Annotated in this window: 14 protein-coding genes; 7 read left to right on the top strand and 7 right to left on the bottom strand. The window is 36.9% G+C overall.

What is annotated here, in order from left to right; genetic code table 11:
- From HYB91_RS12030 to HYB91_RS12010, 5 genes are all read right to left on the bottom strand, one after another.
- Positions 1–429, bottom strand: a complete 429-nt coding sequence (locus tag HYB91_RS12030) for a GNAT family N-acetyltransferase (protein ID WP_002676461.1) — start codon at positions 427–429, stop codon at positions 1–3.
- 10 nt (positions 430–439) lie between these two features.
- The gene (locus HYB91_RS12025; RefSeq protein ID WP_002676463.1) at positions 440–1,204 is read right to left on the bottom strand and encodes a prolyl oligopeptidase family serine peptidase; all 765 of its coding nucleotides are present in this window, start codon (positions 1,202–1,204) and stop codon (positions 440–442) included.
- A gap of 32 nt (positions 1,205–1,236) precedes the next feature.
- Positions 1,237–3,258 (bottom strand): hypothetical protein, encoded by a 2,022-nt coding sequence (locus tag HYB91_RS12020; RefSeq protein ID WP_002676464.1) that lies wholly within the window; start codon positions 3,256–3,258, stop codon positions 1,237–1,239.
- Between the two features lie 104 nt (positions 3,259–3,362).
- Positions 3,363–4,505 carry a vWA domain-containing protein gene (locus tag HYB91_RS12015; protein ID WP_002676468.1) on the bottom strand — a complete coding sequence of 381 codons (1,143 nt, stop codon included), beginning with the start codon at positions 4,503–4,505 and terminating at the stop codon, positions 3,363–3,365.
- A gap of 60 nt (positions 4,506–4,565) precedes the next feature.
- On the bottom strand, positions 4,566–5,099 hold the full coding sequence (locus HYB91_RS12010; RefSeq protein WP_002676469.1) for a GNAT family N-acetyltransferase: 534 nt from the start codon (positions 5,097–5,099) through the stop codon (positions 4,566–4,568).
- Between the two features lie 145 nt (positions 5,100–5,244).
- Between HYB91_RS12010 and HYB91_RS12005 the strand changes: the two genes are divergently transcribed.
- The 3 genes from HYB91_RS12005 to HYB91_RS11995 are packed head-to-tail and all read left to right on the top strand — an operon-like array spanning position 5,245 to position 6,818.
- On the top strand, positions 5,245–5,439 hold the full coding sequence (locus HYB91_RS12005) for a type II toxin-antitoxin system VapB family antitoxin (RefSeq protein ID WP_002676470.1): 195 nt from the start codon (positions 5,245–5,247) through the stop codon (positions 5,437–5,439).
- Complete coding sequence (locus HYB91_RS12000) at positions 5,439–5,819, top strand: PIN domain-containing protein (protein ID WP_002676471.1); 381 nt, start codon at positions 5,439–5,441, stop codon at positions 5,817–5,819. Before HYB91_RS12005 ends, HYB91_RS12000 begins: the two co-directional genes overlap by 1 nt.
- 9 nt (positions 5,820–5,828) lie before the next feature.
- On the top strand, positions 5,829–6,818 hold the full coding sequence (locus HYB91_RS11995; RefSeq protein WP_002676472.1) for an asparaginase: 990 nt from the start codon (positions 5,829–5,831) through the stop codon (positions 6,816–6,818).
- Positions 6,819–6,822: 4 nt separating this feature from the next.
- Here the strand turns inward: HYB91_RS11995 and HYB91_RS11990 are convergent, their stop codons facing one another.
- On the bottom strand, positions 6,823–7,233 hold the full coding sequence (locus tag HYB91_RS11990; protein WP_002673097.1) for a hypothetical protein: 411 nt from the start codon (positions 7,231–7,233) through the stop codon (positions 6,823–6,825).
- 76 nt (positions 7,234–7,309) lie between these two features.
- Here HYB91_RS11990 and rsmI point away from each other — a divergent pair, with 76 nt between their 5' ends.
- Positions 7,310–7,966: a 16S rRNA (cytidine(1402)-2'-O)-methyltransferase gene (gene rsmI, locus HYB91_RS11985; protein WP_253719660.1), complete on the top strand. Its 657-nt coding sequence runs from the start codon at positions 7,310–7,312 to the stop codon at positions 7,964–7,966.
- Between the two features lie 73 nt (positions 7,967–8,039).
- Positions 8,040–8,318, top strand: coding sequence for a flagellar biosynthesis anti-sigma factor FlgM (locus tag HYB91_RS11980; RefSeq protein ID WP_002676478.1), 279 nt, complete (start codon positions 8,040–8,042; stop codon positions 8,316–8,318).
- Positions 8,319–8,497: 179 nt separating this feature from the next.
- On the opposite strand, the gene HYB91_RS11975 is transcribed toward HYB91_RS11980, so the two are convergent.
- Positions 8,498–9,520 carry a hypothetical protein gene (locus tag HYB91_RS11975; RefSeq protein ID WP_002676479.1) on the bottom strand — a complete coding sequence of 341 codons (1,023 nt, stop codon included), beginning with the start codon at positions 9,518–9,520 and terminating at the stop codon, positions 8,498–8,500.
- A gap of 125 nt (positions 9,521–9,645) precedes the next feature.
- Between HYB91_RS11975 and gltX the strand changes: the two genes are divergently transcribed.
- Positions 9,646–11,166: a glutamate--tRNA ligase gene (gene gltX, locus HYB91_RS11970; protein WP_002676480.1), complete on the top strand. Its 1,521-nt coding sequence runs from the start codon at positions 9,646–9,648 to the stop codon at positions 11,164–11,166.
- A 55-nt stretch (positions 11,167–11,221) separates the two neighbouring features.
- On the top strand, positions 11,222–12,286 hold the full coding sequence (locus HYB91_RS11965) for an adenylate/guanylate cyclase domain-containing protein (protein ID WP_002676481.1): 1,065 nt from the start codon (positions 11,222–11,224) through the stop codon (positions 12,284–12,286).
- Positions 12,287–12,295: the final 9 nt, after the last annotated feature.

The raw sequence follows: 12,295 nt of genomic DNA, 5'->3' as shown, positions 1-12,295 counted from the left end.
CTAAAATATTTTTCTAAAATTTTTTTGTTCTTTTTTGCTGGTATATCCCATTGCCTCATAGAATTTATGGGCCTCGATGCGGCCTACACTCGAAACAAGTCTTATACCTGCGGCTCCCGTATCCCTTGCCCAAGTTTCAGCCTTAGTAAGAAGGGCACGCCCGATTCCCTGCTTTCGATATGAGGGGTCAACGGCAATACCCATGATATTTTTCAAACTGTCATTAAAAGAACATTCATAATCGGCAATATGTACATAGCCGATTAATTTATCGTCAACAAAGGCTCCAAAAATTTTAGCTCCCTTGCCGGTCAAAATTTTTTCCAACTGTGTTTTTGTTTTTTCCAAAGGAAAATCATAACCCAGAGCATTTTTATTTAAATTCCGGATATCTTTATAATCATCTATAGTAACTTCTCGTATTATCATAACAGCCTCCTCATAGATTTTCGTTCAGCCATAGAATGGCCTCATCCAGCATTTGAATGCTTATATAATGGTTCATTCTTTCGACGCTCATAAGCCTTAAAAGCTCCTTGTTTTTATAAAGCGGTAAGGTTGAATCGTAAAATTGTTTTTGAATCTTATAAGAAACAAGGGAGTCCTTTATTCCATGTAAGAGGAAAAGAGGACGGTTTAGGAGTTTATCGATGTTTTGTGCGGGGTCGGCTTTTTTTGTTGCCTCATCAAATTCGATATGGGCTTCATCATACTCTTTTTCAATTTGAAGGATTGCATTTTGCCAATCGCAGGCACCGTTAAAAACGACCGCAGTTTTTACGCTTGGATTATGGGTAAAGATTCCTGCCGTAGTAAAGCCGCCCATAGAATGCCCGGAAACGGCAATCCTGTTTTTATCGGCATTACAATTTTTGACGGCATAATCTTTTAGTACGGGAAACTCGGCAAGGTTTTGCATAATTGTAGGCAAAAAAAATTCGTTTAAAGCCTTATCATAATCTTCAAATTTATTTCTTTCACCGTGATGGACTGCATCGGGTAAGATTACCTGATAACCCAAAGTTGAAAAAACATAGCCCATCAGCTTTTGCTTATTCTTTTCTGAAGACCAGCCGTGATAATAAAATACGGTAGGGAAAGGCCAAACAAAGCCGCTTGTTTCTGAAGGGTAAAAACGCAAGCAAGGTATGCCCTCAATTTCTATACGTTCTTCGATTATGTTTTGATTTTTGTATTTACCCATAGCTTTGCCCCCTTTTTATCCTGTCTCTCCCCTTATTCCGAAAAAATAGAATTTTGAATCAGCTTTATTTTTGAAATATGGGCAATAGAAATTTTCAGCTTGTCCTTAAGATTATCACATGCAAGTATAAGAACAGCATCTTTTTCTTGTTTTAAAATATCTTCAGGAACCCCGCTTATCTTTTCCTTTCCTTTTTCAGTGTGCAGCTCTATCTCAAGAGAATGATTTCCTAAGATTGCCTGTTCTGCTATTTTTTGTTTCCCTAAAAAATCAAGGCCGGAAGCTTCTTTTTTTGTAAATTTAAAAACTCCGTCTTTAAGCTGCTCCTCCGTAATTATAGCTTTACGGTTTATGCGGCTGCTTACGGCCTTAGCATCTTCCTTTGTTAAGTGCAAATCTTTTAGTATTGCACTTAATTGAGATAAAGTTTTTGAGTATTTATTTTCTCTTTCTTTTTGCTGCTTTACCCAATCAAGCTTTCTTGTATAATCTTTTTTTTCTTTTTGAGAAAATAAATTCAACTTTTGAAAATTTCTTATGGACGAGGATTGAGGAGGTTTATTTTTATAAAAGATAAATTCCAAACCGCTTTTATAAACAGCTTGTTCAAAATCTTTTAAATCTTGAACATTTAAAAGATAAACGCCCTCCGCTATTTTTTTACGGACAAGTTTTTTTAAAGGCGTATCAAGTTCAAAAAACTTTTCCTTTTCCTTGTTTACTGAAACAACAAAGCCGCTATATAATTCCAATGAAGTAAAATTCTTATACCACTCGTTTATTGAAACTCTTATATTTTGCGGAATCTCATGCCCTGTTGCATCAGATAAGATTTTATATATATTTTCGGAAGTTAATTCCGACTGAAAAATTTTGGAACAAGCTTTTTTTGTGATTTCGAATTTTCCTGTCGTTTGAATTAAAACAGGCTCCATACACTCCGCTGCAGGAAGAAGATGTTTTAAGTTGCTGTCGGGCAAAACCGTAACTTCAAATGAGGGGTCAATTAAAAGAGGCTTTTGAGGTTCTTCCGCATTTTTAAACAATTCGGGATTTAAATAAATCAAATTTTTCTCTCTGCATAAAATTCCGAACAGCTCTGCGGTGTCGATAAAGTTTGTATGTAAAATATTCTCGTTTCCAATTTCATTTTGTACTGCCGAAGAAAAATTCTGCATATACAAAAGAAGAAAGAATTGCTCTACATCTTCTTCTTCATAATATGCATCGGGATAAAAACTATTTAAAAATTCGAAAAGGATTATAACAAGTTTTTGTAAATTTTCTTTCCTCATTTTAAATAAAGATGCAGCCGTAAAATATACCAAACGCTCAAGTTTGCTTAATTGCGAAAAAGCGCCCCATTTTGCTTTTTGAACTGCAAATCCGTTTTCGGTTCTAAAAACAAGCCCTAAAGATTCACATGCTAAAAAAATAGAGTCAATATGTTTTGTCTTTTCCGAAAGCCACGGAAAAACTTCTTTGATTAAATCTTCGTATTTTTTTTTAAAAGAACCGTCATTTTTTAAAACGACTTCGTTATGAATACAAAAGGAATAAATTCCGGCAAGGGCCGTATCGTTTATATTTATTTCTTTCGATTTTACCTGTCCTGTTTTTTCCGGCATAAAAAAAAGATTGGTTGATAAAAAGGGGTTTATAATTTTTTGTAAAATAGGATTTATCCTGTATATCTTATCCCCGTCATTGTTTTGAACACGGTACAAAAGAAGGCGCTCTTCCGCATTTAAAAGTTTTTCGGACAATTCGGAATAAGATATTTTTTTTGAAAAAAATATAGACAGCATCGCCTGTGTTGGATTGGGGATTTCGCTTACGGCTTTTAAAATCAATATATCGTAAGAATCCAAACTTTCTGCAATTTTTTCTTGTATTGCCGGTTTTCGCAAGAAAGCACTGAGCTGTTCCGCAAGACGCTGCTTATTAAAGGGGGTTTTAATTTTTCCCAAATACAGCTGTATTAAATCAAAAAAATGATGATCGGGCAACTTTATAATGTTTTCCCGCCATTCGGCAACATCTTTGGGGTTCATCTTTTACCTCCTCTTATCGAAAACTTTTTAGCGAGGTGATATTTTATCACATAAGATGAAAAAATAAAAGTAGGAGGAGGCTAAATTGACGGCCTTAAAAGCTCTTAATACGACAAAGTATGCGGCAATATTATGGGGTAAATCTTTACTCCCTTTTCTGCAGCAAGTTTATCTACATCTTCTTTTGTTACCTTGCCTCGAGGCTTGGGATGGGGAGGAGCATCTCCTATAAGAATAAGTTTTTTATCAACATTGGCATCTAAGGCGCGCCATGACTGACGAAGCCCTAAGAAGATACCCTCATATACGGCTTCGGGAATATCCCGCCCTCCGAAAACTTTAAAGCCGTATAAGGCTTTTTCAAATTTTTTTAAATTATCGGTAAAAACGCAGGCTTCCCGCACTAAAAAGTCTTCACGGTAATCCTTGTATAAAACCAAGGCTATTCTATAAGTTTTATATTGAGGCAAAGTCTCGGCAAGCATTGAGCTGATATTTTTACGCACTTCTTCAACATCATCCTTCATACTCTCGGTGGAATCTAAAGCAAAGAGTAAATCAAGATGGTCCTTTTCTCCCTTTTTTAAAATTTCTTTTATTGTTGAAAGAATATCCTCAGGCCCCTTTGCATAAATCATTTCTCCTTCAGTCGTGTCGGCTAAATCCGTAAAAGTTTTTACGGCCTCATCACTATACGAAAGATCAGGGGGAGGGTCTTTTTCAACAGGTTTTTGGGTTACCCTCAAGGTAAAAGGATTATCCTGAAAATTTCCCGTATAATCTCCGTAAGGTTTTGCAAAGGTTCTTATATTAAAAAAGGTTCCGTCTTTTACTTCGATTTCGCCGCTTCGCGACCAATCATACCCGTACAAAATTATATAGGGAATCCAAATATGATAGGCCTCCCCCAGAGGCGTATTTTTTTCGGGAGTAGAATCTATAAGGCTGTAAAGTTTTTTTTCGGGCAGCAAAAATTCACCGTTTAAAAGCCTTTTTTCATCTCCGTTTATTTCATTATAATTGGGATCACGGTAGGCATAGTTATCCAATTTTAAATCGGGATCCTTTGTCGTCTCCGTTAAAAGAACACTTTTTATATCGGGTTTGGCTCTTATATATAAATGGTAGCCGCCCTTGGGGTTTTGTATAACAAGCAAATCTTCTTTTGAAAGGCTTAAATCTTCAGCCTCAAGAAAAACAGAAAGAAATCCGACAACAAGAATCCATAAAAACTTTCTTTTTTGCATATATTAATTATCGGATAAAATTATTATTTTGTAAATAGAAATTTTTATGCAAAAAATATTTTATAAATCATCCCTTAAAACCGCATAATAACAAGTATCAACCCATTTTCCGCCGTCATATTTAGACTTGCGGAAATGTCCTTCCATTTTTAACCCTGCCTTTTCGAGTAATTTTCTGGAAGCTATATTGTCATAATCGCAGCCTGCTTGAATACGGTTCCGTTTCATTTTTTTAAAAAGAAAATCGATAAAGGCTTTTAATGCTTCAGAGGCAAAGCCCTGTTTTTGATAATCAGGATGAACGGCAAAACCTATTTCATTAATTTCGTTATTATGATCCCAAAACGATACGGTAATTTCCCCTATTACTTTTGAATTTAAAAGAATAAGAAAAACCGAATAACCGCCTTCGGGATTATCAAATTCGGTAATCTGTTCTTCAAAATATTCTGCAAGAGCTTGAGGGCTATCCATTTTTGCAGTGTAAGGTTTATAAATTTCAGGAAGGGAACGGTATGCAAACACCTCATTTAAATATTCCGGAGCATATTCAACAATAACCAGCCTGCTCGTTTTTATAGGTTCGAATTTCATAGAAGACATACTATAAGATTTATGTATAAATTTCAAGTATAAAAATAATGCTATTTTCGGCTTTCCTGTAATATTCTTGACAAAGACATATAATCACTATTGACTATATGCATAAAGTATAATAGAATTATGTATGGAGGATAAAATGAGAACAACTATTGTATTAAATGATTCAAAGATTCAACAAGCTTTTGCATTGACAAAAATAAAAACCAAAACAGAGCTTATTGAAGTTGCCATTGATAATTTAATAAAAAAATATCAAATTCAAGACCTAAAAAACTATTTTGGTAAATGCAACTTAGAAATAAACCTTGATACTTTAAGGAATAGAGCTTAATGGTTTTAGTAGATACGTCTGTTTGGATTGAATATTTTAGAGGGAACGAACAGGTTAAAAATTTAAATGACCTTATAGATTCAAATACTCTTGCGATAAATGATTTGATTTTAACAGAACTATTGCCATTTATAATACAAAAAAAAGAAAACAAGCTAAAAAAACTGTTATTGAACTTGGACAGGGTAAAGATGAATATAGATTGGAACGGTTTGATTCAAATGCAAACATTAAATCTGCAAAACGGAATAAACAAAGTCGGCATTCCGGATTTGATTATAGCACAAAATGCTATACAAACCAATTTACATCTTTATAGTTTAGATAAACATTTCAAATTAATGAGCTCATTATTTGGGCTAAAACTTATACATAAATAGGAGATCAAAATGGAAATACTTTTAAAATCTTACAGAGGAAAAATTGAAGACCTTTATACATTCGGTTCAATCGCCGTAGTCGATAAGAATGGCAAGATTGTATACTCGGCAGGAGACCCAAAGGAAGTTTCCTTTCCGCGTTCAAGTGCAAAACTTATTCAGGCTCTGGTGCCTCTTTCATTGGGTGCCAAGGAAAGGTTCAATCTAAACCATGAAGAAATAGCTCAAATCTGTGCCTCCCATTCAGGAGAAGATTTTCATATAAAAACCGTAACGGGAATATTAAAAAAAATCGGGCTTGACGAAGGAGCTTTAAAGTGCGGCCCTCACTACCCTTTTAAACCGGAAGTAGAATTGAGAATGAAGGTAAATAACGAAAAACCTCGCGACATTCACAATAATTGCAGCGGAAAACATTCCGGTATGCTGGCGGCAGCCGTATTAATGAAGGCTTCCACTGACGATTATTATAAACCTCAGCATCCCGTTCAGCAAAAAATAAGAGAAATGATAGAGCTGATCTGCGATTGCAAGATTCCCGATGATAATATCTCGGTTGACGGCTGCGGAGTTCCGGTTCACTCTCTGCCCCTCTACAATTTTGCATTCGGAATGGCAAGAATGGCCGACTATGAAAATTTGCCTCAAAATGTATCTACTCATGCAAAAGACATAATAGATTCCATAACAGCCTGTTCCGAATACACTTCCGGTACTGATAGAATAGACCATCTTTTGGTCAAAAAATATCCCGGAAAACTTGTTGTAAAATCGGGAGCAAACGGATATTTCGGCGGCCTTTTACCCGATAAAAAATACGGCATTGCCGTCAAAACCTATGACGGAATTTCAAAAACCAGAGATATCGTTTTGGTTCACTTGTTAAAAAAACTCGGTGTAATTGATAAAGCCGATTACGAATATTTTGATAGCATTGCCGATAAAAACATCAAAAATCACAGAGGCGAAATAGCAGGAGAGGTTGTTCCTCAGTTTTAACTTTTTAACTCATAAAACGGCAGTTTGAACAGCCTAGAATGTGAACCCGTTTTTTTCCTTTTTTTCGGTCGAAGTATCTTGCAATTAGATGAGCTTCATTTGGAACAGTCTTATGGCAAACAGGACATTGACGCTGCACACCCTTTTCACAACCGGGATAACAATGCGGACAGCCGTATATATAGCATAATCGATCATCTGCTCCAGGATACACAGCCGATTTTACCTGTTCATCTCTAGCCAAAACAGTACCGCAAACGGGACAAACTCCGGGGGCACCTTTTTTCCCCGTTTGCCTAATCTTTTTGCCGCTTGCATGTTTTGCAGAGGCACTGAAAAGAACATAAGCGAATACAATTAAAAAGAGCCCTATAAAAACTAATATCATCCATGATAAAGGCTGTAAATCCGTCATAAATACATCATACACCTTTTTTTCTATTGATTCAATACTAAAACTATGATATAATGAATAAGTGGGAATTTTATTTGTGGTTGCCACTCCTATAGGCAATCTAAAAGATATCAGTTTTAGAGCTTTAGAGACTTTTCAAGAAGCCGATTTTATCGCCTGTGAGGATACGAGGCACACTTTAGGCCTTTTAACTCATTATGAGATCTCAAAGCCTTTAATTTCGTGCAGGGCTGTAAATGAAGCCGCTGCCTCCGAAAAAATTGTAAAACTTTTAGATGAAGGGAAAAAAATAGCCTATGCAAGCGATGCGGGAACACCGGCAATCAGTGATCCGGGTTCTATTTTAGTAAGGACAGCAAGGGAAGCAGGGCATACAATAATTCCGATTCCGGGTGCTTCAGCCTTTGGTGCTATAATGAGTATAGCAGGAACCTACGACAAAACTGTAGTTTTTGAGGGCTTTTTATCGCCTAAGGCAGGAAAACGCAAACGGAGGCTTCAAGAGCTATTTGACTTTGGGGCAGGCTTTGTTTTATACGAATCGCCCTATAGAATTGTAAAGCTCTTAGCCGATATTGCCGAAATAGATAGTAACCGTGAGCTTATTGTAGGGAGGGAGCTTACAAAACTCCATGAAGAGATTATCAAGGGGCAGGCTGCTGAAGTTTTACAAAACTTTGAAAAAAGGACCTCGATAAAAGGGGAATTTTCTGTTTTTGTTACAGGAAAATAGACTTTTATAAAAATAAAACCTTAACTTTTGACTAAGATTAACCGATAATCGGTTAGGAAGGCAGGAAAACATGATGATAGAAAAATTGGGCGGAATTGATCCGATCAAAAATTTACAAAACACTCAAAAACCAAGAAGAATGGAAAAGGTAGAAGTTTCCGATTCAGTGCAAGTATCTCCTGAGGCTCAAAAATTATCGGAAATTTATTTTGCAATGGATGCAGTAAAGGCTGCTCCGGATATCCGCCGGGAAAAGATAGAAGAAGTTGCAAGAAAACTTCAAGATCCTTCATATATAGACAGTATTTTGGATCAAACAGCAGATAAAATTTTAGACTCTTTAGGATTTTAATTAGAATAATTTATTGATAAAAGCATGGATAAACCGTGCCGAACCGACATCATGGTTTCTATATCATCTTTAAAACAACAAAGGCTGTATCTCTTTATGAGCTTACAGCCTTTTTTATTCGTGCGGAGGGTTTAATCAATCCCCCGACGCAGAGCATCGGGGTTGTTGATTTGGTGTTTTTATTGATACATTATAAGGTAGGGGCGAGGGTTTAAGTTAAAGACCTCATCAGGGGTCATCATGGGCTGGTCATAACCTGCACCTGCAACAGTCGGTTTTGAAAAAAGCTTAAAAGATTTAAGCGGAATATTTTGTGCTAGAGCATTATAGGCATAAGAATCTTTCTTTAATTGAGGAGAACCGAATCCGTCCGCACAGTGAATAAGCTGAACTCTTTCATAATCGCTTCTTACATTAGCCCTTTTTTTAATCATTATAGAATTAAACTGATGAATTACAAGCATTCTTCTGCCCGTAATATTATTTTCCTTTATGTATTTATCCATCATTTCTTGAGCTTTATTTATCTCATCACCCGTAACCGAGCCGATAACCCTCATCGGCTGAGTTGTACGCCACTCGGGATCCAGAGCCAAATGCACGTTTGGGTACTTCAAAAAAGGCAAGATTGCATTCATAGCCTGTTCTACCGTGTATTTTCCGATTTGATGGTCAATAAATACATACCAGCCTCTTTCGGCGGCAAATTCTATATATTTTTTGACAGTGGATAAGCGAAGAAGACCGATTTCGCCTTCTGGCCAACATGTTCCGTAAATTAGATAAAAAGCCGGTATAATTCCTCTTTCCTTGTTTACTTCATCATAAGTTATTATAAACTCATTCATAATCGGTTCGATTTCTTCAGGAGAATATCTTCCTAAAATGCCCATAGTATAGGCTCCCGGTTTTCCATAAAGAGCAAAAATATCGTTATTCAATAAAACGGATTGCAGCTTTGATTCGTCAAATTTAAGAGAAGCATCCATTTCTTCTTTTGTTTTTACAGTTTGTATCAAAACTTCTTGTTTGATTGGAATATTTTTTACCCACAAAGCTGACGGAAACAAGGGTTCCCACTTAGGAGGCATCGAAGTAACCGGAATATTTTGCTTTATATCTCCGGATTCGGAAAAAACGGCTGAAACACAAAATAAAAAAAACATTAGCCTAATGGCAAATTTAATACGAGAAGTCTTCATTAGTACCTGTATCGGCTTAAAAAAAATAAGCTTTAATTTAGCCTTGCACCTAAGACTAAAAAAATGTATAATAGGCCCCTTAATAAACTTGACATTATCTATAACAGTTAGGAGGTTTTGTAACTATGCAAGTTAAAGTCAGATATGCTCCCTCTCCCACCGGCTTTCAGCACATAGGCGGAGTCCGTACAGCCTTGTTTAATTACCTTTTTGCCCGCTCAAAAGGCGGAAAATTCGTTTTGCGTATTGAAGATACCGACAGAACAAGATACAGCGAAGAATATGAACAGAACCTTTATGATACCCTTGAATGGCTCGGCCTTGAATGGGATGAAGGAGGACCAAAGGGAGGCCCCTGTGCACCCTATATTCAGTCTCAAAGGTTCGATATTTACCGAAAATATGCCCAAGAGCTTGTCGATAAGGGCTTTGCTTACTATTGCTTTTGCGATTCGGAAAGGCTCGACAGAATCCGAAAAATTCAAACAATGAATAAGATGCCTCCGGGCTATGACAGGGCTTGCCGCAATTTAACCGATGAAGAAATTAAGGCTAAAATGGATGAGGGTATTCCCTATGTTATCCGCTTAAAGGTTCCGCTTGAAGGCAGCACCAAATTTACAGATGCCCTTTTAGGCGATATTGAATGGAAAAATGAAGATATAAACCCCGACCAAATCCTTTTAAAAAGCGACGGGTTCCCGACATATCACTTGGCAAACATAGTAGATGACCACCTTATGGGCATAACCCATGTTATGCGTGCCCAAGAATGGCTCCCATCCACCCCAATGCATGTTATAATGTACAAGGCCTTCGGCTGGGAACCGCCTCAATTTTGCCATTTGCCCATGGTTATGGGAAATGACGGACAAAAGCTTTCAAAACGGCATGGAGCCACCAGCTGCAACGAATTCAGAAATAAGGGCTACCTAAAGGAAGCCATTATCAATTATGTTGCTATGCTTGGCTGCTCTTATGAAGACGGCCGTGATATGTACAGCCTTTCAGACTTGGAAAAACTATTTGACATTAAGCATCTAAACAAAGCTCCGGCCGTATTCGACTATAAAAAGCTGGAATGGTTTAACGGTCAGTATATGCGGGAAAAAACCGATGAAGAGCTTTTTGCTCTTACATGGCCCTATATTGCAAACTCAGGCCTTTTCGGAAAAGTAGATGAAGAAGAGCTGAAAAAAGCCGGATGCCGCTTTGAAAATCAAACCTATTTAAAGCCGACTCAAGAACAAAAAGAAGTTTTAATGAAGGTGATGCCTTTGGTAAAAGAGAGACTTCACCTTTTAAGCGAAATAACCGAAATGGTTCGCTTTCTCTTTGAAGAACCGGCTGTTCCTCCGGCAGAAGAAATAATACCGAAAAAACTTGATGCCGAAACTACAAAAAAAGTTCTTCAAAAGGCAATCGAAGTAATGCCCAAAATTGCGGGTCTTGACGACCATACAGGCGGAGAAGTCTTTAGGGCGGAAGCCGATGCTATGGGTATTAAGATGGGAGATTTTATGATGCCTGTCAGAATGACCGTTACCGGCAGCAGAATAAGCCCGCCCCTTGTGGGCTCAATCCAAATTTTAGGGATAGAAAAAGCTATTAAACGCATCGAAAAAGCTATAGCAGAAAGGTTTTAAATATCGAATTTGTAACTTTTATAATAACTCCGGGTTAAATCTTCGGAGTTATTATATGAATTTAAATTTACAATACAATCAAAATCAAGAAGCAGCAGATAAAATTGCTGCATCCTTATCGGCACTGCAAGAAGAAAAATTATTTCACATAGATGTGTATGGTCTTGCAGAAGAATTAAGTCTAAGCAGAGAAACAGCCTTAAATATTTTTATCCAAGGCGTATATGACGGTTTTTTTATAATCGACTGGATATATCATTGCCCGACCTGCGGAAGTGTAGCTCATGAAACCCTTTCAATACATGAAGCTGTTTCAGAAAACTATTGTCCGGCTTGCCAAAAAAACTTTAACAATACCTTAGACGACAATATTGAAGTTTTCTTCTCCATTCACCCGAATATACTACCCTTGGATTCTTCATTGAAGGAAAACTATCTTGCAAAAATAGAAACTGATGTAAATGAAGGAAACTATCTTACTTGGAAAACCCCTAATTCCATAAAGGGAATCGATTTAATTCAAAACAACCTTTACAGGGACCTCATGGGATCGGATGTTTTAATACCGGGGCAATCCCTCCAAGTAATGAAAGCTGCAATTCTCTTTACGGATATTAAGGGTTCAACCCTTATGTATTCTGAATTAGGAGATGCAAAGGCCTTTGCCCTTGTCAGAGATCATTTTATAATTCTATTTAATGTAATAAAAAAGTTTAGAGGTGTACCGGTAAAAACCATAGGAGACGCAATTATGGGCGTTTTTATGAATTCTAAAAATGCCGTAGATGCAAGCATTGAAGCGCAAAAAGAATTGCACGAGCATTATAAAAACAACCCCGAAATCGAAAAAATTGAAGTGAAAATCGGCATTCATGCAGGCCCCGCTCTGGTCGTTACCTTAAACAACCGCTTAGACTACTTCGGTACAAGCGTAAATATGGCTGCCCGTATCCAAAATGCAGCTCAGCCGAATGAGGTAGTAATTTCAGAAGAACTTTTTAACAATAACGAAATACAAAAATCCATAGCAGCAATCACAAACAAAGTTCAGCGCCAACGTATTACTTTTAAGGGAATAAAAGAAGAATCGACGATTTACCACATAAAGGTTAAAGATTAGCCTATAAAA

The sequence above is a fragment of the Treponema sp. B152 genome, from assembly GCF_024181665.1.
GTDB classification, from domain to species: domain Bacteria; phylum Spirochaetota; class Spirochaetia; order Treponematales; family Treponemataceae; genus Treponema_B; species Treponema_B denticola.
This window is presented reverse-complemented; position numbering and strand designations above follow the sequence as displayed.